General features: G+C 65.0%; 26 protein-coding genes and 1 pseudogene. 15 read left to right on the top strand and 12 right to left on the bottom strand.

Annotated features, from left to right (window positions below):
* Window positions 1-45 precede the first annotated feature (45 nt).
* A complete protein-coding gene (locus tag IM733_RS12385; protein WP_248921076.1) occupies window positions 46-1,662 on the bottom strand; it encodes an APC family permease in 1,617 nt (538 codons plus the stop codon).
* 351 nt (window positions 1,663-2,013) lie between these two features.
* Here IM733_RS12385 and IM733_RS12380 point away from each other — a divergent pair, with 351 nt between their 5' ends.
* Window positions 2,014-2,796 carry an AraC family transcriptional regulator gene (locus IM733_RS12380; protein WP_248921075.1) on the top strand — a complete coding sequence of 261 codons (783 nt, stop codon included), beginning with the start codon at window positions 2,014-2,016 and terminating at the stop codon, window positions 2,794-2,796.
* On the opposite strand, the gene IM733_RS12375 is transcribed toward IM733_RS12380, so the two are convergent.
* On the bottom strand, window positions 2,784-3,671 hold the full coding sequence (locus tag IM733_RS12375; protein WP_248921074.1) for a LysR family transcriptional regulator: 888 nt from the start codon (window positions 3,669-3,671) through the stop codon (window positions 2,784-2,786). The two genes, IM733_RS12380 and IM733_RS12375, sit on opposite strands and share 13 nt — an antisense overlap.
* A 204-nt stretch (window positions 3,672-3,875) precedes the next feature.
* On the opposite strand from IM733_RS12375, the gene moaB reads away from it, so the two are divergent.
* Window positions 3,876-4,415 carry a molybdenum cofactor biosynthesis protein B gene (gene moaB / locus IM733_RS12370; RefSeq protein WP_248921073.1) on the top strand — a complete coding sequence of 180 codons (540 nt, stop codon included), beginning with the start codon at window positions 3,876-3,878 and terminating at the stop codon, window positions 4,413-4,415.
* Between the two features lie 73 nt (window positions 4,416-4,488).
* On the opposite strand, the gene IM733_RS12365 is transcribed toward moaB, so the two are convergent.
* Both IM733_RS12365 and moaA read right to left on the bottom strand, forming a co-directional pair.
* The gene (locus IM733_RS12365) at window positions 4,489-5,388 is read right to left on the bottom strand and encodes a bestrophin family protein (RefSeq protein WP_248921072.1); all 900 of its coding nucleotides are present in this window, start codon (window positions 5,386-5,388) and stop codon (window positions 4,489-4,491) included.
* Window positions 5,389-5,409: 21 nt separating this feature from the next.
* Window positions 5,410-6,414, bottom strand: coding sequence for a GTP 3',8-cyclase MoaA (moaA, locus tag IM733_RS12360; protein ID WP_248921071.1), 1,005 nt, complete (start codon window positions 6,412-6,414; stop codon window positions 5,410-5,412).
* A gap of 255 nt (window positions 6,415-6,669) precedes the next feature.
* Here moaA and IM733_RS12355 point away from each other — a divergent pair, with 255 nt between their 5' ends.
* Window positions 6,670-8,997 carry an FdhF/YdeP family oxidoreductase gene (locus IM733_RS12355; RefSeq protein WP_248921070.1) on the top strand — a complete coding sequence of 776 codons (2,328 nt, stop codon included), beginning with the start codon at window positions 6,670-6,672 and terminating at the stop codon, window positions 8,995-8,997.
* A gap of 108 nt (window positions 8,998-9,105) precedes the next feature.
* Here the strand turns inward: IM733_RS12355 and IM733_RS12350 are convergent, their stop codons facing one another.
* A complete protein-coding gene (locus tag IM733_RS12350; RefSeq protein ID WP_248921069.1) occupies window positions 9,106-9,564 on the bottom strand; it encodes an Lrp/AsnC family transcriptional regulator in 459 nt (152 codons plus the stop codon).
* A gap of 154 nt (window positions 9,565-9,718) precedes the next feature.
* Here IM733_RS12350 and IM733_RS12345 point away from each other — a divergent pair, with 154 nt between their 5' ends.
* On the top strand, window positions 9,719-10,900 hold the full coding sequence (locus IM733_RS12345; protein ID WP_248921068.1) for a trans-sulfuration enzyme family protein: 1,182 nt from the start codon (window positions 9,719-9,721) through the stop codon (window positions 10,898-10,900).
* 49 nt (window positions 10,901-10,949) lie between these two features.
* On the opposite strand, the gene IM733_RS12340 is transcribed toward IM733_RS12345, so the two are convergent.
* Window positions 10,950-11,186 (bottom strand): YdcH family protein, encoded by a 237-nt coding sequence (locus IM733_RS12340; RefSeq protein WP_248921067.1) that lies wholly within the window; start codon window positions 11,184-11,186, stop codon window positions 10,950-10,952.
* Window positions 11,187-11,303: 117 nt separating this feature from the next.
* On the opposite strand from IM733_RS12340, the gene IM733_RS12335 reads away from it, so the two are divergent.
* The 5 genes from IM733_RS12335 (at window position 11,304) to IM733_RS12315 (ending at window position 15,998) form a co-directional block, all read left to right on the top strand.
* Window positions 11,304-11,669 carry a 5-carboxymethyl-2-hydroxymuconate Delta-isomerase gene (locus tag IM733_RS12335; protein WP_248921066.1) on the top strand — a complete coding sequence of 122 codons (366 nt, stop codon included), beginning with the start codon at window positions 11,304-11,306 and terminating at the stop codon, window positions 11,667-11,669.
* 162 nt (window positions 11,670-11,831) lie between these two features.
* Window positions 11,832-13,469, top strand: coding sequence for a phosphoethanolamine transferase (locus tag IM733_RS12330; protein WP_248921065.1), 1,638 nt, complete (start codon window positions 11,832-11,834; stop codon window positions 13,467-13,469).
* A gap of 100 nt (window positions 13,470-13,569) precedes the next feature.
* A complete protein-coding gene (gene rnd / locus IM733_RS12325) occupies window positions 13,570-14,703 on the top strand; it encodes a ribonuclease D (RefSeq protein WP_248921064.1) in 1,134 nt (377 codons plus the stop codon).
* Window positions 14,700-14,993 (top strand): YcgL domain-containing protein, encoded by a 294-nt coding sequence (locus tag IM733_RS12320; RefSeq protein WP_248921063.1) that lies wholly within the window; start codon window positions 14,700-14,702, stop codon window positions 14,991-14,993. The genes rnd and IM733_RS12320 overlap by 4 nt, the downstream gene beginning before the upstream one ends.
* 72 nt (window positions 14,994-15,065) lie before the next feature.
* Window positions 15,066-15,998 carry a D-2-hydroxyacid dehydrogenase gene (locus IM733_RS12315; protein WP_248921062.1) on the top strand — a complete coding sequence of 311 codons (933 nt, stop codon included), beginning with the start codon at window positions 15,066-15,068 and terminating at the stop codon, window positions 15,996-15,998.
* Window positions 15,999-16,029: 31 nt separating this feature from the next.
* On the opposite strand, the pseudogene IM733_RS12310 reads toward IM733_RS12315, so the two are convergent.
* Window positions 16,030-16,624, bottom strand: a pseudogene (locus tag IM733_RS12310) (nitroreductase family protein).
* Between the two features lie 145 nt (window positions 16,625-16,769).
* Between IM733_RS12310 and IM733_RS12305 the strand changes: the two are divergent.
* Entirely contained in the window at window positions 16,770-17,219 is a 450-nt protein-coding gene (locus IM733_RS12305) for a YcgN family cysteine cluster protein (RefSeq protein WP_011535101.1), read from the top strand.
* A gap of 48 nt (window positions 17,220-17,267) precedes the next feature.
* The gene (locus tag IM733_RS12300) at window positions 17,268-18,476 is read left to right on the top strand and encodes a hypothetical protein (protein ID WP_248921061.1); all 1,209 of its coding nucleotides are present in this window, start codon (window positions 17,268-17,270) and stop codon (window positions 18,474-18,476) included.
* 45 nt (window positions 18,477-18,521) lie between these two features.
* On the opposite strand, the gene IM733_RS12295 is transcribed toward IM733_RS12300, so the two are convergent.
* On the bottom strand, window positions 18,522-18,992 hold the full coding sequence (locus IM733_RS12295; protein ID WP_044488345.1) for an RNA methyltransferase: 471 nt from the start codon (window positions 18,990-18,992) through the stop codon (window positions 18,522-18,524).
* Between the two features lie 71 nt (window positions 18,993-19,063).
* Window positions 19,064-19,429, bottom strand: coding sequence for a YajD family HNH nuclease (locus IM733_RS12290; RefSeq protein WP_248921060.1), 366 nt, complete (start codon window positions 19,427-19,429; stop codon window positions 19,064-19,066).
* Between the two features lie 131 nt (window positions 19,430-19,560).
* Here IM733_RS12290 and IM733_RS12285 point away from each other — a divergent pair, with 131 nt between their 5' ends.
* Entirely contained in the window at window positions 19,561-19,839 is a 279-nt protein-coding gene (locus IM733_RS12285; RefSeq protein WP_248921059.1) for a hypothetical protein, read from the top strand.
* On the opposite strand, the gene IM733_RS12280 is transcribed toward IM733_RS12285, so the two are convergent.
* Together IM733_RS12280 and IM733_RS12275 are read right to left on the bottom strand one after the other, a co-directional pair.
* Entirely contained in the window at window positions 19,836-20,309 is a 474-nt protein-coding gene (locus IM733_RS12280; RefSeq protein WP_248921058.1) for a cyclic nucleotide-binding domain-containing protein, read from the bottom strand. The two genes, IM733_RS12285 and IM733_RS12280, sit on opposite strands and share 4 nt — an antisense overlap.
* A gap of 102 nt (window positions 20,310-20,411) precedes the next feature.
* The gene (locus tag IM733_RS12275; protein WP_248921057.1) at window positions 20,412-22,454 is read right to left on the bottom strand and encodes a S9 family peptidase; all 2,043 of its coding nucleotides are present in this window, start codon (window positions 22,452-22,454) and stop codon (window positions 20,412-20,414) included.
* A 191-nt stretch (window positions 22,455-22,645) separates the two neighbouring features.
* Between IM733_RS12275 and IM733_RS12270 the strand changes: the two genes are divergently transcribed.
* The 3 genes from IM733_RS12270 to IM733_RS12260 are packed head-to-tail and all read left to right on the top strand — an operon-like array spanning window position 22,646 to window position 24,487.
* Complete coding sequence (locus tag IM733_RS12270; protein WP_248921056.1) at window positions 22,646-23,164, top strand: MFS transporter; 519 nt, start codon at window positions 22,646-22,648, stop codon at window positions 23,162-23,164.
* Between the two features lie 16 nt (window positions 23,165-23,180).
* Window positions 23,181-23,954 (top strand): class II glutamine amidotransferase, encoded by a 774-nt coding sequence (locus IM733_RS12265; protein ID WP_248921055.1) that lies wholly within the window; start codon window positions 23,181-23,183, stop codon window positions 23,952-23,954.
* A gap of 11 nt (window positions 23,955-23,965) precedes the next feature.
* Window positions 23,966-24,487, top strand: a complete 522-nt coding sequence (locus IM733_RS12260) for a DUF2937 family protein (protein ID WP_248921054.1) — start codon at window positions 23,966-23,968, stop codon at window positions 24,485-24,487.
* A 92-nt stretch (window positions 24,488-24,579) separates the two neighbouring features.
* On the opposite strand, the gene IM733_RS12255 is transcribed toward IM733_RS12260, so the two are convergent.
* Window positions 24,580-25,491: a LysR family transcriptional regulator gene (locus IM733_RS12255; RefSeq protein ID WP_248921053.1), complete on the bottom strand. Its 912-nt coding sequence runs from the start codon at window positions 25,489-25,491 to the stop codon at window positions 24,580-24,582.
* Window positions 25,492-25,543: the final 52 nt, after the last annotated feature.

Genomic DNA, 25,543 nt, shown 5'->3' with positions numbered 1-25,543 from the left:
AAAGCCGCTCCTACAGGCCTCTGTGGCAAACAGGGTCAACACGTTTCATGAAGCAATGACTGCGGGACGATGGGCGGCTTGAGGCTGGACATTGGCTTCGCTCTCGTCATCGCCATCCAGCCGTACCAGCCGCGCCGGCACGCCAGTGGCCGCGCCCCAGTAGTAGATCCCCAGCGCACTGGCAGCCACGACCAGCGTGTCGAACGGGTGGCCGATCACGCCCAGGCCACCGAAGCTGCCCAGCCAGGACAGGAAAATGGTCACGGCGTAGAAGCCGATCAGCCACGCCGAGGAGCGCACCTGCTGGCCCAGCGACAAGTGCTCGGTGGGCACGAACCGGCGGCACACCAGGTACAGCACGAACATCACGATCTGCAGGGCCAGCAGCCAGGACACGGTGTTCCAGCCCGACCAGTAGACGATCAGCGCGGCGATGATGAACGACAGCGGGCCGAGCACATTCATGCCCTTGACCCGGAACGGCCGAGCCATGTCCGGGGCGCTGCGACGCAGGGCAGCGACCGACACCGGGGCCACGGCGTAGCTCAGCACCAGGGCGGCCGACACCACATTGATCAGGGCCTCCCAGGATGGGAACGGCAAGGTCCAGAACACTGCCAGGCCGAAGGTCAGCCACAGTGCCGGGCGTGGGATGCCGGACTGTTCGTCGATGCGGGTGAAGTACTTGAAGAAGGTGCCGGTCTGCGCCCAGCCATAGACCACGCGGGGGGTGGCGTTCATGTAGATGTTGCCGCAGCCGCTGGGCGAGATCACCGCGTCCGCCACCACCAGGTAGGCCAGCCAGCCGACACCCAGGGCCAGGGCGATGTCGCGGTAGGGCAGGGCCAGTTCCTTGGTCACCCCGGCCCAGCCGTTTGCCAGCATTTCGGTCGGGATGCTACCGAGGAAGGCCAGTTGCAGCAGGGCATAGATGGCGGTGGACAACAGCACCGAGAGGATCAGCGCGATGGGGATGGTGCGCTGCGGGTTCTTCACTTCGCTGGCCACCGAGATGATCGGTGTGAGCCCCAGGTAGGCGAAGATGATGCCGCCGGCCGACACGGCCATTTCCACGCCGGACAGGCCGAACGGCGCGAAGCCCTGGACCGAGAAGTTCTCCGGTTTGAAGAAGGTGAACAGCACGCCGATCACCAGCAGCGGCACGATGAACTTGAACACGCTGACCAGGTTGTTGGCCTTGGCGAAGGTCTTCACGCTACGGTAGTTGAGCGCGAAGAACAGCAACAGCAGGGCGAACTGCACCAGCCAGCCGAGCACCGTCGGGTCGCTGGAGCCGGCTTTGGTCAGCCCGGGAAACCAGGCCGCGGCGTATTGGCGCGAGGCGACCACTTCGATGGCGATCAGGCTGGAGAAGGCGATCAGGGTGATGAAACCCATCAGGTAACCCAGCAGTGGGCCGTGGGAGTACACCGGGTAGCGCACCACGCCACCGGCGCGGGGAAGGGCGGCGCCCAGTTCGCAGTAGACGATACCCAGCAACAGTACGGCAAAGCCGCCAAGGAACCAGGAGAGGATGCCGGCGGGGCCGGCGATGGCCGAGACGTGGCTGGCGGCGAACAGCCAGCCGGAGCCGAAGATGGCGCCAAGGCCGATGAAGGTGAGGTCCAGCAATGACAGCTGTTTCTTGAATTTGCCTGACATGGGGTCGCCTTTTTGTAGGTTTTGGATAGGCAGGTCTGATGTCACGATGCGGCTGTTCGGGCCGCGTTCTTGTAGGTCGAGGGGCGGCTTGCGTGGGGCATAGAGTGGACCGATCGAGATCGGGGTTCTTGATGGTTTTCGCCAAGGTAGATGGCGAAATCGGCATAGTTGCCAAAAGTGCTGGTAGGGATGCCGAGAGGGGGAATAGGCTGCAGCACTTGCTGCTGTGCCAGCCAGCCCTGGCCCATTCGCCGGCAAGGCCGGCTCCTACAGGTCACGCATCGTCCTCCATTCCTGTAGGGGCCGGCTTTGCCGGCGAATGGGTTTGTTGATCATCGGAGTGAGGCCTGAATGCCCGACACCCCCTTGTTATCCCTGTACCAGACCCTCGACCAGCAGCGCCCCGAATCCCTGGAGGCCCTGCTCAAAGGCGTGGCCTGGCTATTGCCGATGCTCGACGTGATCACCAACGCGGCGATCTTCATCAAGGACGACCAGGCCCGCTACGTGCTGGCCAACCGCACGCTGGTCCAGCGCTGCGGCCTCAAGCAGTTGCAGCCCTTGCTGGGCAAGACCAGCGCCGAGGTGTTCCCGGCACGGCTGGGCCCTGGCTATACCGAGCAGGACCGCCGGGTGCTGGAGCAGGGGTGGGTGCTGGAGGATCAACTGGAGCTGCACCTGTACGGCAGCCGTGAGCCAGGCTGGTGCCTGACCCACAAACGACCGTTGCATGATGCCGGTGGCAGGATCATCGGCCTGGTGGGTATCTCGATCGACCTGCAATCAGCCGCCGATCGGCACCCCGCCTACCAGCGCCTGGCGGCCGTGGATGCGCATATCCGCGCGCACTTCCACCAGCCGATCAGCATGGGCGAGTTGACCCGGCTCGCCGGGATCTCGGTGGCGCAGTTGGAGCGCTACTGCAAGCGGGTATTCCACCTCACGCCCCGGCAGATGATCCACAAGGCCCGCCTGGAGCACGCCCACCAGCTGCTGCACAGCGACCTGCCGATCATCGAAGTGGCGCTGCGTTGCGGCTACACCGACCACAGCGCGTTCAGCCGGCAGTTCAAGCAGTTGACCGGCTTCACCCCAAGGCAGTACCGCCAGGCGACGACGGGTCAGGAAGCTTGAAAGAGCGCGCGGGCCTCGTCGAAGCACTGCTCGGCAATCGCCGACCGAGGTTCGCTGCGGCGCAGCAACAGGCCGACCGGGCTGTGGATGCTGGCGTCGGCCACGGGGATGATGCGCATGTGCTCGCTGAGCTCCTCCAGCCCGCAATCCAGTGGCATGATCGCGCAGCACACGCCGGCGTTGATAGCCTGGATCAACTGGAAGGTCGAGTCGCTCTCCAGTACGGCGTTGGGCTCCAGGCCACGGCTGCGTAGGCTCAGGTCCAGGGACTGGCGGTAGTGCATGCCCTTGCTCAGCAAGCCCAGCGGGATCTCGCCGAGCTCGTCCCAGCGCAGTGTGTCGGTGTCGAAGCCGAAGTGCCGTGTGTCGTGCAGCAGGCCCATGGTGGTGGTGCTCAGTTCGATCACTTCAAAGAAGCTGGCGTTGACCTGGTCGAGGTAGCAGATGCCCAGGTCGAGCTGGTTGCGGCTCAGGCCGTCGATGACCTGTTCGGAGCTCAGCGACGACAGCTGGAAGTTCAGCTCGGGGTACTTGGCGCGCAGGGGCATCAGCAGTTGCATGGGGTTGAAACTGGCCAGCGGCACGGTGCCCAGGCGCAGGCTGCCAACCACCTGGCCACGGCAGCTGGCGGCCTCGGCCTGCAGCCCGTCATGGGCGGCGAGCAGGGTGCGGGCCCAGGCCAGGATACGTTCGCCGGCTTCGGTGAAGCCCTCGAAGCGCTGGCCGCGCTTGACCAGCACCAGGTCGAGCTCATCCTCCAGGTTGCGCAGGCGCATGGACAGCGTGGGCTGGGTGATGTGGCACAGCGCCGCGGCCTGGCCAAAGTGGCGGGTCTGGTCGAGGGCGATGAGGAACTTGAGCTGCTTGATGTCCATGGGGCGGCCTGGCGAGCGGGGTGGGCGGGTTTGGCGACCTTAACCAACTCCGCTGGTGCTGGCCAATCTTTAATGGTGACCGCTTGATAGAGGCGATTGATCGGTGCGTGATAGACCGGCTTGATCACGTGTTTCGCCCTATCGATTGGACGCTGCCAGGGCTTGGTTCTAACGTGGCGCGATGACCATCCTGGAGTTGAGCCCATGAGTGTGAAACCAGACGCGGTGTTCGTGCCGCTGAACATCGCCGTGCTGACTGTCAGCGACACCCGCACCTACGACACCGACACCTCTGGCGAGCTGCTGGCCAGCCGCGCGGTGGAGATCGGCCACCGCCTGGTGGCGCGGGAGTTGCTCAAGGATGACCTGTACAAGATCCGCGCCCAGGTCGCCACCTGGATCGCCGACGAGCAGGTACAGGTGGTGCTGATCACCGGCGGCACCGGCTTTACCGGTCGCGACAGCACGCCCGAGGCGGTGGATTGCCTGCTGGACAAGCGTATCGATGGGTTTGGCGAGCTGTTCCGCGCGCTGTCGATTCTTGATATCGGCACTTCGACCGTGCAAAGCCGGGCGCTGGCCGGATTGGCCAACGGTACCCTGGTGTGCTGCCTGCCGGGCTCGACCGGCGCTTGTCGTACGGCCTGGGAGGGGATCCTGGCCGAGCAGCTGGATGCGCGGCATCGGCCGTGCAACTTCGTGGCGCACCTGAAGCCGATCGCGGCCTGCGAGAGCCGGGGCTGACCTTGAGGGTGGTTCGCCGGCAAGCCGGCTCCTGCCGGTTTTGCAGGCGCCGGCGTGCCGGCGAATGGCTACATCAACTCAGCACATGATCCACCGGCACCAGCGCTGGCGGCAGTGGCTCATGCCCCAGCGCCGCCAGTACATCGCGCTCGATGGTTCTCACCATTGCATCGGTGGGCAGGTCGTTCTCGTCGCGCCCGAACGGGTCTTCCAACTCGTTGCCAATCGCATCCAGGCCGAAGAACGTGTAGCTGACGATGGTGGTGAACAGCGGTGCCAACCAGCCCAGCGGCTCGGCCAGGGCGAACGGCAGCAGCAGGCAGAAGATGTAGATGGTGCGATGCAGCAGCAGGGTGTAGGGGAACGGCAGTGGCGTGCCTTTGATCCGCTCGCAGGTGGCCTGAACCTCCGACAGGCCGGTCAGGCGCTGTTCCAGCACGGTGTAGCGAAACTCGCTGATCGCGCCGTCCTTGGCCAGCCGTGAACAGTGCGCGCCGATGTCGCGCAGGATGCCATCGCAGACATTGTGTGCCGTGACCTGTACTTCTTCGGCCAGCCAGGTGCGGGCCAGGGGCAGTTCTTGCTCGTTACGCAGCCGGGCGTTGAGGGCATGGGCAAAGCCACACAGACTGCGCAACATCCGCGCGCGCAACTGCTCGTCCTCGATTACCACGCTCTGGCGTACGAACGAGCGCACCTCGATGATCATCCTGCCCCAGGCCTTGCGCCCCTCCCACCAGCGGTCGTAGCAGGCGTTGTTGCGAAAGCTCATGAAGATCGACAGCGACAGCCCGAGCAGGGTGAAGGGGGTGGCACTGACCGGATAGAACAACGCCGGGTAGTGGCGCTCGATGAGCACGATCAGTGCCGCCAGCAGGGTCACCCCCAGGCAGCGCAAGGCAATGCGCTGGATGATCGAACCCTTGAGGGTGAACAGCACGCGCAGCATGTCGGGGCGTGGGTGGACGATCAAGGCGGTTCCAGAGGCGGCTGATCAGCCGCCGGTCATGTTCATGAAGCGCAGGATCTGCACCTCGCCGCCCACTTCGAAGTGGTGGCGGTAGGGCTTGAGCTGCATGGCGTCGCGGATGGCCTTTTCCAGGCGCGCAGTGTCGCCGGGGTGCTGGCGCAGGACCTGCTTGAGGTCCACGGAATGCTCGTTGCCCAGGCACAGCAGCAGGCGGCCTTCGACGGTCAGGCGCACGCGGTTGCAGGTGGCGCAGAAGTTGTGGCTGTGGGGCGAAATGAAGCCGACCCGGGTAGTGGGGGCTTCGGCCAGGCGCCAGTAACGGGCCGGGCCCTGGGAGGATTCGGCCGACTCGAACAGGGTGAAGTGCTCGGCCAGACGGTTGCGCACATCGTCGCTGGAGCAGAAGGATTCCCCACGCTCATGCTCACTGATCACGCCCAGCGGCATCTCTTCGATGAAGGAGATGTCCAACTCGCGGTCGATGGCGAAACGCACCAGGTCGACGATCTCGTCGTCGTTGCGGCCCTTGAGTACCACCGCGTTGAGCTTGGTGCGGCGAAAACCGGCAGCGCGTGCGGCGTCGATGCCGGCGATCACCTGCTTGAGGTCGCCGGTGCGGGTGAGGGCGCGGAAGCGTTCCGGGTCGAGGCTGTCGAGGCTGATGTTCAGGCGCGAGACGCCGGCATCGAACAGCGGTTGGGCCAGGCGCGGCAGTTGCGAGCCGTTGCTGGTCAGGCACAGCTCGCGCAGGCCGGGCAGGGCGGCGATGCGCCCGCACAGCTCGACGATGCCCTGGCGCACCAGCGGCTCGCCACCGGTCAGGCGGATCTTGCGGGTACCCAGCGCCACGAAGCGCTCGGCGACCTGGTACAGCTCTTCGAGCGAGAGGATCTGCTGGCGCGGCAGGAACTGCATGTCCTCGGCCATGCAGTAGACGCAGCGGAAGTCGCAGCGGTCGGTAACCGACATCCGCAGGTAATCGACTTTGCGGTTGAAACCGTCGACCAGGGCCTGGGGGGTCTTTTCCACGTTCGCGCTCGGCTGTGAAGGGAGTTTGGGCGGCGAAAAGCCGCAGACAAGGTTCAAGCTATTACGTGCGTCCCCTGGCGTCAAATTGCTTTCCCCGACCGTTCGATCAATCCCCTCTATCACCGCTCAAGCTCTCGGATCGCAAGGGCTGCGCAGGGTGATCGATGCGCTTTATCAGGCTTTCATTTATTTCGATTGGACGCACCTGGGGCCGGTTCTTAGGCTGGAAAAAACACCGAGCGGGATGATCCGAACATGAGCCAGGACGAACACATCAGGGACTACAAGGGGCCGGCCGCCGGCTGGGGCGCGCTCAAGAGCGTGACCAAGAGCTGGTTGGGCAGCGAGAACGCCTTCAAGAACCTGCGGGCCATGCTCAAGACCAACCAGAACGGCGGCTTCGACTGCCCCGGCTGTGCCTGGGGCGAGTCGCCGGAAAGCGACATGGTCAAGTTCTGCGAAAACGGCGCCAAGGCAGTCAACTGGGAAGCCACCGGGCGCTCGGTGGACCCGGCGTTCTTCGCCAAGTACAGCGTCAGCGCCTTGCTTGAGCAGACCGACTACTGGCTGGAGTACCAGGGCCGCCTGACCCACCCGATGCGCTACGACGCGGCCACCGACCACTACGTCGAGACCAGCTGGGATGAAGCCTTCGCCCTGGTCGCCAAGCACCTGAATGGTCTGGCGTCGCCCGACCAGGCTGAGTTCTACACCTCTGGCCGGGCCAGCAACGAGGCGGCGTTCCTTTACCAGCTGTTCGTGCGCGCTTATGGCACCAACAACTTCCCCGACTGCTCGAACATGTGCCACGAGGCCAGTGGCGTAGGCATGGCCGAAACCCTGGGCGTGGGCAAGGGCACTGTGGTGTTCCATGACCTGGAACTGGCCGACGCGATCTTCGTCATCGGCCAGAACCCCGGCACCAATCACCCGCGTATGCTCGAGCCACTGCGCGAGGCGGTCAAGCGCGGTGCCCAGGTGGTGTGCTTCAACCCGCTCAAGGAGCGTGGCCTGGAGCGTTTCCAGCACCCGCAGCACCCGTTCGAGATGCTCAGCAACGGCTCCGAACCGACCAACACCGCCTACTTCCGTCCGGCCTTGGGCGGCGATATGGCGGCCATGCGCGGGATCGCCAAGTTTCTCCTGCAATGGGAGCGGGAGGCGCAACTGAACAACGAGGCGCCGGTGTTCGATCACGCCTTCATCGCCCAGCACACCAGCGGTGTCGAGGCTTACCTGGCCGTGGTCGATGCCACGCCCTGGGCGCACATCGTCGAGCAGTCCGGCCTGAGCAAGGCCGAGATCGAGCTGGCCGCGCGCATGTACCGCAAGGCCGAGCGGGTGATCATGTGCTGGGCCATGGGCGTCACTCAGCACCGTCACTCGGTGCCGACCGTGCAAGAGATCGTCAACCTGCAACTGCTGCGCGGCAACGTCGGCAAACCGGGAGCCGGCCTGTCACCGGTGCGTGGCCACAGCAACGTCCAGGGCGATCGCACCATGGGCATCGACGAGCAGCCCAAGGCGCAACTGCTCGATGCCATCGAAAAGCGTTTCCAGTTCAAAGTGCCGCGCGAGCATGGGCACAACGCCGTGCTGGCGATCAAGGCCATGGAGGAGGGGCGGGCCAAGGTGTTCATCGCCCTGGGCGGTAATTTCGCCCAGGCCACTCCGGATACTCCGCGCACCCACGCGGCGCTGCGCAACTGTGAGTTGACCGTGCAGATTTCCACCAAGCTCAACCGTTCGCACCTGGTTACCGGCCGTGATGCGCTGATCCTGCCGTGCCTGGGGCGCACCGAGATCGATATCCAGGGCGAAGGCCCGCAGGGCGTGACCGTGGAGGATACCTTCAGCATGGTGCATATCTCCCATGGCCAGTTGAAACCGCGTTCGCCGCACCTGCGTTCGGAGCCGGCGATCGTTGCCGGCATGGCCAAGGCGACCCTGGGCAGCAAGCCGATCGACTGGGAGTACGCCATCGCCGACTACGGTCGTATCCGTAGCATGATCGCCGACGTCATTCCCGGTTTCAGCGCGTTCAACGAGCGCCTGCAGCATCCCGGCGGTTTCCACCTGGGCAACAACGCGGCCGACCGTAACTTCCGCACGGCCACCGGCAAGGCACGCTTCACGCCAAGCCCGTTGCCGGAGCAACTGGTCAACGCCCAGGTGCTGGCCCGTGGCGACAAGCCCGACCTGATCCTGCAGACCCTGCGTTCCCATGACCAGTACAACACCACGTTGTACGGGCTGGATGACCGTTACCGTGGCGTGTTCGGCCTGCGCGAGGTGGTGTTCGTCAACGAGGCGGACATCCGCCGGCTCGGCTTCGAGCCGGGCGAGCAAGTGGACCTGGTATCGCTGTGGGAGGATGGCCGCGAGCGGCGGGTGTCGGGGTTCCGCCTGGTGGCCTATGACGTGCCCGAAGGCCAGGCGGCGGCTTACTACCCGGAGACCAATCCGCTGGTGCCGCTGGAGAGTTACGGCGAGGGGACCTACACGCCGACCTCGAAGTTCGTCGCGATCAAGCTGGAGAAGGCCAAGGCCGGTAACCTGATCCAGGCGTCATCCACGGATTGAACGCCGACTCTCGTAGGAGCGGCTTCAGCCGCGATGCAGGCACCGCGATGTTGCGGGTGATCGCGGCTAAAGCCGCTCCTACAGCGGTCGTATCCGACAATGGGGCATTCAGCGATACACCGGATACGCCGTGGTGTACTTCATCTGCTCCATGGCAAAGCTCGAGGTGATGTTCGACAAACCATCGGTACGGGTGATCAGCTTCTTGTAGAAGCGGTCGTACGCCGCGATGTCGCCCACCACCACCCGCAGCATGTAGTCCCAGTCACCGGACATCCGGTACACCTCCATCACTTCCTCGAACGCCGTCACCGTCGCGGCGAACCGCTCCAGCCAGGCACTGTCGTGGCGCTGGGTCTTGAGCTGGACGAACACGGTCAGGCCCAGGCCCAGGCGCTCGGGGTCGAGCAGGGCGACACGGCCACGGATGTAGCCTTCCTCTTCCAGGCGCTTGACCCGCTTCCAGCAGGGGGTGGTCGACAGGTTGACCGCCTCGGCCAGGTCCTTGAGCGAGATCGAGGCGTCGCGCTGCAGCAGGGTGAGGATGTGCTGGTCGAAACTGTCCATGGCGTGACGGGGCTCGAATCGGGAAAAAGTTTCCAGAGATTAGCGATTGCGCAGCGTTAATGGAATCCGACTGTCGCCCTCGGTGAAATGACCGTTCTCAACGGCGCTTGCCCGCCACGGATATGAGATAGTTGCGGTTTTCCACCTTCAGTCAATGGACCCGACCATGTCCGACAAGCCGCGCAATTTCGCCACCCGCACCATCCACGCTGGCGAGCAGTCCAGCGTTGCCGACAATGCCATCTTCCCGGCCATCGTCACCTCCAGTTCGTTCATCAAGCGCGGCCTGGACGACAACCCGGAGTACGCCTACAGCCGCGTCAGCAACCCGACCCGACACGCCTATGAAACCTGTGTCGCCGCACTCGAAGAGGGCGTCGGCGCGGTCGCCTGCGCCTCGGGCGTCAGCGCTACCGCCACGGTGTTGGAGCTACTGTCCAAGGACGCCCACGTGGTGGTGATGAACGGGGTCTACGGCGGCACTTTCCGCCTGCTGGAAGACTACCGCGGGCGCACCTCCGGCCTGACCACCACCTACGTCGACCTCAACGACATCGACGCCGTGGCCGCGGCGATCCGCCCCGACACGCAACTGATCTGGATCGAGTCGCCGACCAACCCGCTGCTGCACCTGGTGGATATCAAGGCGGTGTGCGACCTGGCCCGTGCCCGTGGCGTGATGACTTGCATCGACAACACCTTCTGCTCGCCGTGGAACCAGCAGCCGATCACCCTGGGCGTGGACCTGGTGATGCACTCTGCGAGCAAGTACATCGGCGGCCACTCCGACCTCACCGGTGGCGTGGTGGTGGCGGCCAACCCTGAACTGCTGGCGCGGTTGCGCAAGATCAGCATGGCGGTCGGCGCGATCCAGGGGCCGTTCGACTGCTACCTGGCCTTGCGCGGGCTCAAGACCCTCGACGTGCGCATGGAGCGCCAGAGCGCCAATGCCCTGCGCGTGGCGCAGTTCCTCGAGCGTCACCCCCAGGTCGAGCAGGTGTACTACCCCGGCCTGGAAAGTCACCCGCAGCATGAGTTGAGCAAGCGCCAGATGCGTACCGGCGGTGCGGTGGTGGCGATACGCATCAAGGGTGACCGGGCGGCGGTCAATCGCCTGGTCGAGGCGCTGTCGATCTTCGTCCTGGCCGACTCGTTGGGCGGCGTGGAGAGCATGATCAACCATTCCTGGAGCATGTCGCACAACTCGCTCAGCCCGGAGCAGAAGGGCGTGATGGGCATCAGCGAGAACCTGGTGCGGCTGTCGATGGGGATCGAGGACTATCGCGACCTGATCGAGGATTTGGACACGGGGTTGAAGGCGTCCGCTGCGGTGTGATGGCAGCCGGCCCCTTCGTGGAGGGGCCGGCACATGTTCAGATCCTTGCTCAGGACTTGGGCGGATGAACGATTCGTTCGATCTTGTCCTTGAGCAGCAGGCGCTCCTTGCGCAGCCGGTTGACGGTGTCGTCGTTGGTGCCGTTGCCTTCGGCGGCCACCACTTCCTTGTCCTTGGCGTTGTATTCCTTGTGCAGCTTGTGCAGGTCGTGGTCCTTATCGATGAGGGCCTGGAACTGGTCGGCGTTAACGTGCAGGTCTGCGAGCAAATCATGCGGAACTGGCATTTGTTCACCTCTTTCAGGGGTTGGTAGACAAGCCTGAACCATGAGGATAGCCGCCTTTGCCGCTTTGCGTGACTGGGGTAGGCTGTCGCACATCCTCCCGTGACCGGAACCCGCGCCATGCCTCACCTGAACTTGGAATACAGCGACAACCTGCGCCAGTTTAACGTCGATCAGTTGCTCCTGCGCCTGAACCACGCCTTGGTCGGCAGCGGCCAGTTCGCCGACGAACTGGACATCAAGAGCCGTGCCCAGGCCTTCACCCAGTACCGCGTCGGCACCGCGTCGGGTGAACGCGCTTTCGCCCATGTGCGCCTGGCGATCCTCAGTGGGCGTTCGCAGCAGATCAAACAGCAACTTTCCAGCAGCCTGCTGGAAGTCCTCCACGATGCCATTCCCGCCGAGGCCGGGCTGGACATCCAGCTGTGCGTCGAAGTGCTCGACATCGATCGCGAGCCTTACGCCAAGCTTCACCTGCCTGGCTGAACAAACGCTGAATGAAACGTGTTTAATCGATAAAAGACGCCGTCCCACCAATTGTTGGCGTCTTTTTCACAAAAAATTGATGCTACGCTTTCTAGAGTTCGGCCAACTTCCCAGAGTGCCTTCCCGGTGCGCTGGCCGCTGACAACTCTCACTGCGAACACCATGCTGAAACTCAAATCCCTGCGGACTGAATGGGTCACGCTGCTGGCCAGCCTTTACCTGTTGATCGGCCTGAACACCTTTCTCTGGGAACACCTCGAATCCATCGTGCCGCCCGGCATGGTGGGGCTGTGGCTGAGCCTGGCGTTCGCCGTGCTGATGTTATTCGCGTTCAACCTCGTGTTGACGTTGTTGGCCTTCCGTTATGTATTGAAGCCGGTATTGATCCTGTTGTTCATGAGCGGCGCGGGCGTGGCTTACTTCATGAATCAATATGGCGTGCTTATCGACGCGGGCATGTTCCGCAATGTCGCCGAAACCAATATCGCGGAAGTTCGCGATCTGCTGTCGATCAAGTTCGCCCTTTATATCCTGTTGCTCGGTATGGCGCCCTCCCTGCTGCTATGGAAAGCCCCCATCGCCTACCGTCCCTGGCACCGCGAGCTGCTCGGCAAACTAGTGGTCAGCGGCGCGTGCGTGGCGGCGCTGGGGTCGGTGGCGCTGGTCAACTATCAGGGCCTGTCCTCGTTGTTTCGCAATCACCACGAACTGCGCCTGATGCTCACCCCTAGCAATATCGTCGGCGCCTCGATCGGTTATGTCCGCGAGCAGATCGGCACGGCCTCGCACCCGTTCCAGGCCTATGGCGAGGATGCCCGCCGCGACGCCACCTGGCAGCACCATGAGCGCAAGTCGTTGACTGTGCTGGTGGTGGGGGAAAGTGCCCGGGCGGAGAACTTCGGCCTGCTGGGGTATGCCCGCGACACCACGCCCAACCTGGCGAAGGAGCAGGGGCTGCTGAGCTTCACCGACGTCCACTCCTGCGGCACCGAAACCGCCGTATCGGTACCGTGCATGTTCTCTGGCATGGGGCGCAAGGACTACGTTGCCAGCGTGGCCAAGAACCGCGAGGGCCTGCTTGACATCCTCCAGCGTGCCGGCTTGTCCGTGCAGTGGCGCGACAACCAGTCCGGCTGCAAGGGCACCTGCGACCGCGTGCAGTTCATCGATGTCAGCAACCTCAAGGACCCGGCCCTGTGTGCCGATGGCGAATGCCATGACGAGATCCTGTTGCAGGGCTTGGCCGAGCTGATCGACAACCTCGACAAGGACACCGTGCTGGTGCTGCACCAGATGGGCAGCCACGGCCCGGAGTATTTCAAACGCTACCCCGGCGCCGCCGAGCCGTTCACCCCGGTGTGCCGCAGCAATGCCCTGAACCAGTGTAGCCGTGAAGAGATCATCAACGGCTACGACAACACCCTGGCCTACACCGACAAGGTGCTGTCCTCGCTGATCGACACCCTGCGCAGCAAGCAGGACAAGGTCGACACCGCGATGATCTACCTCTCCGACCATGGTGAGTCACTGGGCGAGTACAACCTGTTCCTGCACGGCACCCCCTACGTGATGGCGCCGGAACAACAGAAGCACGTCCCGCTGCTAGCCTGGTTCTCCGACAGCTACAGCCAGGACTTCGGCCTGGACACCGACTGCATGGCCAAGCTGCGCGATGCACCGCTGTCACAGGACAACCTGTTCCATTCCATGCTCGGCCTGCTGCAGGTGCATACCGAGGTCTACAAGCAATCGCTGGACATGTTCGCCAGCTGTCGCCCATGGCTGGCAGCTGGCCGCTGACCGTACCAACGGTCGGTACCAAGGATGGCGTGGCTTGCGAGGTTTCACCCAGAGCGCCCGCGCCGTATATACTGCGCGCCAATGTAAGTGGGAGAGCCTCGTGGCCATCGAAATTCACTGGATCCGTGACGACCAGACCCTGGCCGAGCATTGCCAACGCTGGCGCAAACTGCCTTTCGTCGCGCTCGACACCGAATTCATGCGGGTCGACACCTTCTACCCGAAAGCCGGCCTGGTACAGATCGGCGACGGTAATCAGGCTTTCCTCATCGACCCGTTGCTGATCAGTGACTGGCAGCCGCTGGCCGACCTGCTCGACGACAGCCGCGTGGTCAAGGTGCTGCATGCTTGCAGCGAAGACCTCGAAGTGCTGTTGCGCCTGACCGGCAAGCTGCCCCAGCCGCTGTTCGACACGCAACTGGCGGCCGGCTACCTGAACATCGGTTTCTCGATGGGCTATTCGCGCCTGGTGCAAGAGGTGCTGGGCCTCGAGCTACCGAAGGGCGAAACGCGCTCCGACTGGTTACAACGCCCGCTGTCGGAAACCCAGGTCAGTTATGCCGCGGAAGATGCCGTGCACCTGGCCGAACTGTTCAGCGCCCTGCGCCCGCGGCTGTCGGACGACAAATACGCCTGGGTGCTGGACGACGGTGCCGAGCTGGTCGCCGCGCTGCGCCGTGAGGTCGAGCCCGAGACGCTGTACCGCGACGTCAAGCTGGCGTGGAAGCTCGGCCGCCAGCAACTGGCCGTGCTGCGCGAACTGTGTGCCTGGCGCGAGCGCGAGGCCCGCAGCCGCGATGTGCCGCGCAACCGCATTCTGAAGGAGCACTCGCTGTGGCCCATGGCCAAGAGCCAGCCCGACAGCCTGCCGGCGCTGGGTCGAATCGACGAGATGCACCCGCGCACCATCCGCCAGGATGGCGAGTTTCTCCTCCAGCTGATCAAGCGCGCCGCCGCCCTGCCGCAGGATCAATGGCCGGCGCCGCTGCCCGAGCCGCTGCCGATCGAGGCTTCCGGCATCCTCAAGCGCCTGCGCGCCATCGGCCAGGCCGAAGGCGAACGCCTGCAGATCGCTCCGGAGCTGATGCTGCGCAAGAAGACCCTCGAAGCCCTGCTCAAGAGCGGCTTCCCCAATGGCCCCTATCAATTGCCCGAGTCGCTGCGCGGCTGGCGCCGCGAGCGCATGGGCCAGGCCCTGCTAGACGACCTGGCAGGCGCCGGAGACAAGCAATGAAACGAATCTGTTCGATCTACAAGAGCCCGCGCAAGAACGAGATGTACCTCTACGTGCTCAAGTCCGATGGCCTGGAGCGCGTGCCAGAGGGGTTGCTGCCGTTCTTCGGCACCCCGGTGCACGCCTTCGACCTGGTGCTCAGCCCCGAGCGCAAGCTGGCCCGTGAAGACATCGCGAAAGTGCTGGAGAACCTCGACAGCCAGGGCTACCACCTGCAGATGCCACCGCCGGACGACGACTACATCGAGCACCTGCCCGAAGAGCTGTTGCGCCGTAACGACCCGGCCTGATCCGGGGCGCCTGACTGTGTCGTGGCCCGCTTGCCGGGCCACATTTCGTTGTTTGCCAAGGTTGTGTTTCACATGCGCGTTCTGATCGCTGAACAGGATCATGCCAACTACGCTCGCCTGCTGGGCGAGGCGGCACCGGACCTGGAGGTCCTGACCAGTGGCGATTCCGCCGAACTGGCGCACCTGGCCTGTGACTGCCCGGTGTGGCTGGGCCAGCCGGACCTGCTGGCGAGCCTGTTGCGCCAAGGCCACAAGCCGCAGTGGCTGCAGTCGACCTGGGCCGGTATCACCCCACTGCTGGCCAAGGGGCTGCCGCGCGATTATCGGTTGACCCGGGCGGTGGGCATCTTCGGCCAGGTGATGGCCGAGTACATGCTCACCTACATGCTGGTGCACGAGCGCGAAGTGTTGTCGCGCCTGGTCAGCCAGGTCGAGCGTCGTTGGGATGACCGGCCGGGGCGCACGTTGGAAGGGCGCCGGGTGCTGATCGTCGGTACGGGGGATATCGGCCAGCGGGTCGCCGAATTCCTCGTGCCGTTTGGTGTGACGCTGTATGGCGTGGCCAGCAGCGCCCGCGAGCAGGCGCCGTTCGCCGAGGTAGTGGGGCTGGAGCAGTTGCCACGCATGGTCGGCCAGGCCGACTACGTGCTCAACCTGCTGCCCGATACGCCATCCACCCACGACCTGTACGACGCGACGCTGTTCAAGTGCTTCCAGCCCAGCGCCTTGTTCATCAACGCCGGGCGGGGCGTGGCGGTGGTCGATGCCGACCTGGTCGAGGCGCTCAAGCAGGGCCACCTGGCTGGTGCGGTGATCGATGTGTGCCGCCAGGAGCCGCTGCCCCAGCGCCACCCGTTCTGGACCGCCTGGGGGTTGCTGCTGACCGGGCACAGCTCGGCGCCGACCTCGCCGGCGGCGATGGTGCGCTTGTTCGTCGAGAATGTGCGGGCGTACCAGGCGGGGCAGGGATTGCGTGGCGAGGTGGATTTCGCGCGGGGGTATTGAGTGTTCGCCGGCTTGCCGGCGAACCACCGCGTTACAGGCTGAACTGACCTTCCGCTGCCAGCTCGCTCAGCGGCCGGCGCGGGCTCGGTACCTCGCGGGCCTGCAGCCCTTCGGCCAGGGTCGCCTTGTCGCCCAGCTTGCCGATCGCCACCATCGCGTGCAGCACGTAGCCCTCGGGGATCTTCAGCTCACGGCGTGCCAGTTCCTGGTCGAAGCCGGCCATGCCATGGGTATGCCAGCCGCTGATGCTGGCTTGCAGCGCCAGGTGGCCCCAGGCGGAACCGGTATCGAAGGTGTGCCACAGCGCGGGCTTTTCCTCATCGGAGCCAGGGGCGGCGAAGGTGGTCTTGGAGATGATCAGTACCAGCGCCGAAGCGTGCTGCGCCCAACTGCGGTTGAACTCGTTGAGGATACTCAGGTGGCGCTCCCAGTTCGGTGTGTCGCGGCGGGCGTACGAGGAAGCGCCAGGGCTGCGAGTTGTACGCCGAAGGCGCCCAGCGTGCGGCCTCGAGGAAGCTCAGCAGGGTCTCCTGGCTGATGGGCTCGCCGGTGAAGGCGCGTGGCGACCAGCGGTTGATGAACTGCTCATTGATGGCGTAGTCGGCGATGCGGGGGTTGGCGCTCATGGCTGCTCCTGCGAGAGGCGGGGGAAACTCCGCACGCTACTGCGTCCGGCGAGCACTGACAAGCGGTCTGGCGTTGCCGCCGGACAGCCTCTAGACTGGCGCCGCCGCGCGCCGCGGACTCAAGTTGACTGCAGGAACACGTGTGATGAACGCTGACACCGCGCCCTTCTGGCGGCGCAAGACCCTCGACCAGCTCGACAGCAAGGAGTGGGAATCGCTCTGCGATGGCTGCGGCCTGTGCTGCCTGCAAAAGCTCGAGGATGAAGAGGACAACAGCGTCTACTACACCAGCATCGCCTGCAAGCTGCTGGACCTGCAGACCTGCCAGTGCAGCGACTACCCCAACCGCTTCAAGCACGTGCCCGACTGCATCCAGCTCACCCCAGGCAAGGCCGACCAGTTCAAGTGGCTGCCGCCGACCTGCGGCTACCGCCTGGTCAGCGAAGGGCAGGACCTGCCGGCCTGGCACCATCTGGTCAGCGGCGACCGCACGCAGGTCCATGAACAGCGTATCTCCCGGTCGGGGCGCATGCTCAGCGAGAACGACGTGGATGAAGACGACTGGGAAGATCATCTGATTTTCCGTGCCGGTTGAGCCGCCTGGCTTGTCGCTACTCGCCTCTGGGGAACAAGGAGTTTCTGTATGCGTCAACCGCTGTTGTTGGTCCTCGGCCTGCTGGCCAGTGCTCAAGTCTGGGCGAAGAAAGTCGACCTCGATTACCAGGTCCGCCTGCTGCCGCAGAGTGGCCAGGCCGAAGTGCGCCTGACCCTGGCGGATGGCGCGCTGGTGCGCAGCCTGGATTTCGACCTGGGTAACGGCAGTGCCTACAGTGATTTCCTGGCCGACGGCCAATGGCAGGTGCAGGGCGGTCGTGGCGTCTGGCATCCGGCGGCGGGGAAGACCAGCCTGAGCTATCGGGTGTTGCTCGACCAGCAGCCCCGAGGTGCGGCCCATGAAACGCGCATCACCCCGCACTGGGCCTTGTTCCGGGGTGACCAGCTGGTGCCACCGGCGCGGCTCGATCAGCACGACGGAACCGAGCTGGTGGCGCGCCTGGCGTTCGACCTTCCACCAGGCTGGAAGAGCGTCGAGACAGCCTGGCCGCGGATCGGTCGGCAGAAGTTTCGCATCGACGACGTCTCGCGCCTGTTCGACCGCCCCACCGGCTGGATGCTCGCCGGCAACCTCGGCAGCCGCCGTGCGCGCCTGGGCGAGACCGAAGTGACCGTCGCCGCACCGCAAGGGCAGGGCATGCGGCGCATGGACACGCTGACCTTGCTCACCTTCGTCTGGCCGCAACTGCAAGCGGTGTTCCCCCGCAATCCCCCCAAGCTGCTGCTGGTCGGCGCCCGTGACGAGATGTGGCGTGGCGCGCTGGGGGGCAACAACTCGCTGTACCTGCACAGCGGCCGCCCGTTGATCAACGAGAATGGCTCCAGCCCGGTGTTGCGCGAGCTGGTGCAGCTGTTCGCCCAGATCAACGACCGCGAGGGCAGCGATTGGCTGAGTGAAAGCCTCACCGACTACTACGCCACCGAGCTATTGCGCCGAGCTGGCGGCATCAGCGATGACCGCTACCAGGCGCTGCAGGCCCGCCTGCACAAACAGGGGGCGAAGGTCACCCAGCTCAAGGGCGGCAAAGCCGACGCCGCGCAGGTCGCCCGGGGCGTGTTGCTGCTCCAGGCGCTGGACCGAGAAATTCGCCTTCATAGCCAGAACAAACGCTCGCTGGACGACGTCGCCCGAGCGCTGATGCGCCTGTCCAGTGTCAGCACCGAGGAGTTCGTGCAGATCGCCGAGAACGTGCTGGGGCGCCAGTCCGAGGTGCTGCAAAGCAAGTTGCTGCATTGAAACAGCGCTTCAGCACAAGCCGGCGAACACTGGCATCCACGGTGATTACTTGAACTTGGGCCCCGAGCGCGTATTCAAGCCCTTGGCCATGCGGTCATAGAGCACCACGTTGACCGTCGCCGCCAGGTTCATGCAGCCCTCGGTGGGGATGTAGATGGTCTCTTCGCACCAGGCGCGCACGTCGGCATCGAGCGAGCCGTCTTCAGGGCCGAAGATATAGATGGCGCGGTCGGGGTGGGTGTACTCCGGCAACGGCCGAGCGCCCTCGACCAGTTCCACGGCCACCGGGGTGCAACCCAGGGGGATGATGCGCTGCAGGTCGTCGATGCCGATCAACGGGATGTCGTAGTGTACCCGCTTGGTGTCGGTGACGAAGTCGCGGGCGCGCTCGTAGCGTTTGCCGGTGTAGAACACCGAGTTGACGCCATAGCAGCCCGCGGCGCGCATCACCGAGCCGACGTTCTCCGCCGATTTGGGGTTGAACAACCCAATGCAGCTGTACCGTTTGTTCGCCACCTGTGGGGCCCTTCGCAAAAAAGAGCGCGATTATACGGGCTCACCGAGGTGGCGGGGGTGAGAATCGACAGTCAGTCCTTCTTCAACAGCGCGCCCAGCCCGGCAAACGGGTTGTGGGTGGCCACGGAAGTCTTGGGTGAGCTCAGCGAGCCTTCGCCGAAGTACTGCTGGTCGGTGTAGCGCGAGTGCTCGTTGTCGTGGCAGTACAGGCACAGCAACTCCCAGTTCGAACCGTCCTGGGGGTTGTTGTCGTGGTTGTGGTCGCGGTGGTGCACGGTCAGCTCGGACAGGCGCTTGCCAGAGAACTCACGGGCGCAGCGGCCGCAGACATGGGGGTACATCTTCAGGGCCTTGTCGCGGTAGCCCATTTCCTTGTCGCGCTTGGCGTCGGCGAGGATGCGGTCGAGGCGGGCGGTGGCGTCGGAGGTGGAGCTCATGGTGTTACCTTTTTCTGGTTCAGGCGAATGACGGTTATGCCATCGAGTCTAGCGCGCCTGTGGGGCGGGCGGACAGGCAATTACATGGCATTGGGCTTAGTCTGTAGGGAGGTTCAGACAGGAGGCTGCAGATGTTGCATGCGATCTTCGCCGCACTGCTGCTCGGCGCAGTGCCCACGGTCGACGCCGCCGGCCTGCAGCAGCGGCCCTTGACGCCGGTGCCGGGCGCGCCCGGCACGCCGACACCCACCCCCTACCCGCAGATCACGCCCAGCACGCCGCCCAAGGCGGGTGACAATCAGCCGGGGGCGCCGCTGTTGCCGCCCATGCCGCTGCCGGGGCCGCCCAAGGATCAACCCTTGCCGGGCTTGCAGCCGACGCCACCGAAGGTGCCGGACAACGACGACTAGACCTGCTGCGCCAGGCGCTGGCCGTCCTGCATGCGCAGGCGCCTGGACAAGGCCACGGCCAGGGCGCGGATGATGCGCGCGGCAATGCGCGGGGCTTCGTTGAGCATCTTGTCCAGCGAGTCGCGGCCCAGGGTCAGCAACTGGCAGTCGCTGGCCGCCACGCAGGTGGCCGAGCGCCGCTCGCCGTCGAGCACGGCCATCTCACCGAAGGCCCGGCCCTTGCGCAGGGTGGCGATTTCCACCTGAGCGCCGTTGGCGTCGCGCTTGCGTACCGAAACCACGCCACGGTGCAGGATGCACATGAAAGTGCCGGCATTGCCTTCGCTGAAGATGGCCTGGCCCTCATCGATGGCGGTAAGGCTGAAGTAGCCGGCGGCGGCGAGGAAGTCGCCGGGCTGCAGGGTGTCGAACAGGCCGCAGTCCATGAGCATGTCGCGGATCTCGGCGTTCAGGTGCTGGGTGTCGGGCATGTGTTGTTCTTCTTCGCATGTCGGGAAAGCGGCGCTGTACCCTGTGGGATCGCGCCACCTTCATGTGGGGTGACCGATCCCTATGACAACGAAAAACGCGTTTTACACCACGCCCAGTTCATTGAAGACGAACGCGTACTCCAGCGCCACGTCGCGCAGCCCCTGGTAGCGCCCGCTCATGCCGCCGTGGCCGGCACCCATCTCGGTCTTGAGCAGCAGCGGGTTGTGGTCGGTCTTGAGGGTGCGCAGGCGCGCCACCCACTTGGCCGCCTCCCAGTACTGCACGCGGCTGTCGTTGTAGCCGGCGACCACCAGCATGGCCGGGTAGGCCTGGGCGCGGACGTTCTCGTAGGGGGCGTAGGCCTTGATTCGCGCATGGACCTCCGGCTCCTCGGGGTTGCCCCATTCGTCGTACTCGGTGACGGTCAGCGGCAGGTCCGGGTCGAGCATGGTGTTGAGCACGTCGACGAACGGTACCTCGGCGATGGCGCAGCGGAACAGGTCCGGGCGCAGGTTGAGCACTGCGCCCATCAGCAGGCCGCCGGCGCTGCCGCCACTGATGGCCAGGCGCTCGCGGGCAGTGATGCCCTCGTTGATCAGGTGTTCGGCGCAGGCGATGAAGTCGCCGAAGCTGTTGTGCTTGTGTTCCTGCTTGCCGGCCCGGTACCAGGCTTCGCCCAGCTCGCCGCCACCGCGCACATGGGCGATGGCGAAGGCCACGCCGCGTTCCAGCAGGCTCAAGCGGGCGTGGGAGAACCACGGGTCGAGGCTTTCGCCATAGGCGCCATAGCCGTACAGGTACAGCGGCACGGTCTTGCCCAGGTCGATGCGACGGCGCACCAGGCTGATCGGCACTCGCGTGCCGTCCTTGGCCACCGCCCAGAGGCGCTGGCTGACATAGTCGTCGGCGTCGAACGGGCCCAGCACCGGGGTCTGCTTGAGCACCTGCTGGGCGCCTGTGGCCAGTTCCAGCTGGCGCACCTGGGCCGGACGGTTGAGCGCTTCGTAGCGCAGGCGGATGCGTGCGCTGGCGAACTCCAGGCTGTCCTGCACGTAGAGGCTGTAGGCGGCGTCCGGTAGTTCGACGCGGTAGGCCGGCAGCCCTTGCGGGTGCACTTCGATGATCGGCAGGCCACCTTCGCGCAGGCTCAGGGACAGCGCCGCAGCGTTAAGGCTGACGCCTTCGAGCATGACGTCGTCGCGGTGCGGCACCAGCACCTGCCATTGCGCGCGGGTCGGCACGTTGTCCGCCGGTGCCTGAAACAGGGCGAAGTTGATACCGTCCTGGTTGCTGCGGATGAACCAGCGCCACTGGCCGTCGAGCTGGCCATGGTCGGGGTAGTACTCATGGCCTTCGACCCGCGGCGCCAGGCAGGTGAATGCGGCCTGCGGCGTGGCGGCATCGAGCACCCAGGCCTCGCTGGTGGTCTTGCTGTTGAGCAGCAGCACCAGTTGGTGCTCGGAGCTGGCGCGGTAGCAGTGCAGGAAGAAGCGCCCGTCGGGCTCTTCGAACACGGTGGTTGCACCCTGTTCGCCCAAGGTGTGGCGGCGCAGGCGCCAAGGGCGGTGGGTATCGTCCAGCTCGGTGAAGAACAGCGTCTGGCTGTCGTTGGCCCAGGTCATGCTGCCGTCGCAGTCGTCGAAGGGGAGGGTGGTCAGCGCGTCGCTGGCGAGGTCCTTGACGTACAGGGTGTAGACCTCGTCGCCGCTGGTGTCGAGGCTGTAGGCCAGCAGGCGGTGGTCGGGGCTGACATTGAACGCGCCGAGGGCGAGGAAACCGCCATTGGCCAGGGCGTTAGGGTCGAGCAACAGCTCTTCGCGGCTTTCGTCGACCGTGTTGCTGTCGTCGGCCGGGCGTGGGCAGCGGTAGTGGCGCGGGTATTCGTCGCCGGCGGTGGTGCGGGTGTAGTAGAGGTACGGGCCCCACGGGGAGGGCAGCGACAGGTCGGTTTCCTGGATGCGGCCCTTGATCTCTTCGAACAGCTGTTCGCGCAGCGGGGCCTGGTCGGCCAGGCAGGCTTCCTGGTAGGCGTTTTCTTCGTTCAGGTAGGCCAGCACTTCAGGCGTGTCGCGGTGCTGCAGCCAGGCGTAGGGGTCGGTGCCTTCGGCCGGGCGGGCAATGGGGGGGCGTGGGGCGTTGGGCATCGGAGATCTCTTGGTTGGGGCTGTGGCCTCATCGCGGATAAATCCGCTCCTAAACAGGTACAGCGATATCCCTGTGGGAGCGGGTTTACCCGCGAAGAGGCCCTGACAGGCTCACTGCGCCGCTCGGGGGCAGCCTGCGCCGGTAAAAGTGTTTATCATAGGCGTCTCTTTGCCTGGCATGCACCAACACCATGACCGAACACGACTATACGCTGGCCTGGGGCCTGTACGCCGTTGCCGCCCTGGGCTGCCTGCTGGTGGCCTTCAAGCTCACCGGCTGGATGTGGCGCTGGCTGCGCGAGCCGTTGCGGGTGCTGGTCGCCGTCCTGCTGTTCACCCCGACCATCGTCGACCCGGTCAAGGACAGCTTCGCCCCGGCCATCGCCATCGGCGCCCTGGACGTGGCGTTCAAGGTCGGCAACAACGAATTGCGTGCCGCCGCCGACCTGGCCATGTACGGCATGTTCGCCTTTGCCCTGTATATCGTTTTCGTGCTGATCCGCTGGCCGTTGGAGAAGCGCGCCCGCGAGCGCCGCGCCGCCCAGGAGGCCGCCGCCCAGGAGGCCGCCGCCCAGCGTCAGGCGAAGGAAGATGACGAGGTGAGCGTCGAAGCCCCGGTGGCCGCCGATCGCCGTGACCGCTACCGTGACGACCCGGCGCCGGGGCGCCGCTCCGGCCCGGGGCAGGGCCGCGTAGAACCCCGTCTGTAAGCCAGGAGCCGCGAACATGTGCGAACTGCTGGGCATGAGCGCCAACGTCCCCACCGATATCGTCTTCAGCTTCACCGGCCTGATGCAGCGCGGCGGGCGTACCGGCCCGCACCGCGACGGCTGGGGCATCGGTTTCTACGAAGGGCGCGGCCTGCGCCTGTTCCAGGACCCGGCCGCGAGCAGCGAGTCGGAGGTGGCCAACCTGGTGCAGCGTTACCCGATCAAGAGCGAAGTGGTCATCGGCCATATCCGCCAGGCCAACGTCGGCAAGGTCTGCCTGTCCAACACCCACCCGTTCGTGCGCGAGCTGTGGGGGCGCAACTGGTGCTTCGCGCACAACGGCCAGCTGGGCGAGTTCAGCGGCCAGCGCACGTTCTACTGGCCAGTGGGCGACACCGACAGCGAAGCGGCGTTCTGCGACTTGCTCAACCGCGTGCGGGCAACCTTTCCCGAACCGGTCGAAGCCGAGCAACTGCTGCCGGTGCTGGTCGAGGCGTGCGCCGAATACCGTGGCAAGGGCGTGTTCAACTGCCTGCTCAGCGATGGCGACTGGCTGTTCTGCTTCTGCTCCACCAAGCTGGTGCACATCACCCGCCGTGCGCCGTTCGGCGCCGCCCGGTTGAAGGATGTCGACCTGATCGTCGATTTCCACACCGAGACCACCCCCAACGACGTGGTCACGGTGATCGCTACCGAGGCCCTCACCGAAAACGAGACCTGGCACCGCTACGAGCCAGGCCAATGGGCCCTGTGGCGCCACGGCGAGTGCGTCGCCCACGGGCAGAGCTAAGGACGCCCCGCATGTTCAGAAGCTACCTGCGCTTGCTGTTGTTCACCTTCGGGTTGTTGGCCGGGATCCAGGTCCCGGGCCTGGTCAAGGACTACAGCCAGCGTGTCGAGGCACACCTGTTCGAATCGCGCCAAGCGCTCGAGGGCTTCCGCCAGACTGCCCAACGGTTTTTCAATGGTGATCTGCAAGCACTGGTGCGGCACTACCGCAGCAGTGACGACCCGGTGTTCAACAGCGATGCCAACAGCATCGAGAGCCTGCTGATCCGCAACCAACTACTCGAGCACGAGTGGCAGGCGCTGCAGGGCTCTTGGGTGAGCCGCACCTGGCATGTGCTGGTGCAGCCGGACCCCGCGCTGCGCGAGGAGACGCTCAAGGGCTACAGCTATCAAATCCTGCTGGTGCCGGAGGCTATTGGTTGGGGGATCGGCGCCGGGTTCGTGCTGGCGTTCGTGGTCGAAAGCCTGTTGCTGTTGGTGGGCTGGGTAATTCTCGGCGGGCGGCGCAAGGTGGTGAAAGAGAGCTGGCGCTAGGGGCCGCCTTGCGACCCATTCGCCAGCAAGGCTGGCTCCTACAAGGGCGGCGCTTAACCTGTAGGCGCCGGCTTTGCCGGCGAATGGGTCTTTCAGACCAGCACGATCCGCTGCCCGCCCACATCTCGCGCATAGCGCTCCAGCACCTGCCGACACACCGCCACCACCTCGTCGACCAACGCCACCCCGGTCTGCCAGGCCACCACCAGTTCCAGGCTCGGTGGTGGTTGCAAGCCTTCCAACAACACCAGCTCGCCCCGGCTCAACTCACCCTCCACCAGCGCCGGTGGCAGGGCGCCGATACCAAACCCATCGCGCAGCAGCCGGGTGATCGCTGCCACCGAGTTGACGCAATTCAACCGCGGCGCCTCGGCCCCGGCGCCTTGCAACAGGCTGAGCACCTCCTGATGCGGCCGCGAGTTCTTCGAAAAAGTGACGATGCGCTCGCGGGCCAACTCCGCCAGCGAGGCATAAGTGCGATGCTGCGGCGAGCCGGCGGCCACGATCCAGCCCATCGGGTAGCGCGCCAGGTCCAGGCTGCGGATGGACTGTTCGCGTAGCAGGTCGGTCTGCAGGATCACGTCGAGAAAGCCTTTCTGCAGTTGTTCGCGCAGGTTCAACGCGGTGTCGGCCACCAGCTCGATCTCCACTTGCGGGTAGCGCTCGGTCAGCTCCGCCACCAGGGCGCTCATCCAGGTGTGGATCACCGTGTCCATCACCCCCAGGCGGATGCGTCCGGTCTTGGCCCGGTCGCTGTCCAGCGACTGCTTCATCGCCTTGGCCGTCTCCAGCATGCGCTCGGCGTACTCCAGGACCTTGCCACCCTCGGGTGTCAGGCTGACACCCCGCGAGTCGCGCAGCAGCAGTTTCACGCCCAGGTCGGCCTCCAGCGCGGCGATGCGGCTGGATACCGAAGCCTGGGTGGTGAACAGCTTCTCGGCAGTGAGGCGAAAGCTCTTGAGCCGGGCGACCCAGACGAAGGTTTCGAGGAAACGTAGGTTCATGATCAGTTTTTCTTGTTCCAGACCGGCGGTTTTTCTCGTTGGACGCAGGTGG

The organism is Pseudomonas entomophila, from assembly GCF_023277925.1.
Classification (GTDB): Bacteria; Pseudomonadota; Gammaproteobacteria; order Pseudomonadales; family Pseudomonadaceae; genus Aquipseudomonas; species Aquipseudomonas entomophila_D.
The sequence above is the reverse complement of the archived record's forward strand: the minus strand, read 5'-3'. Positions and strand labels throughout refer to the sequence as shown.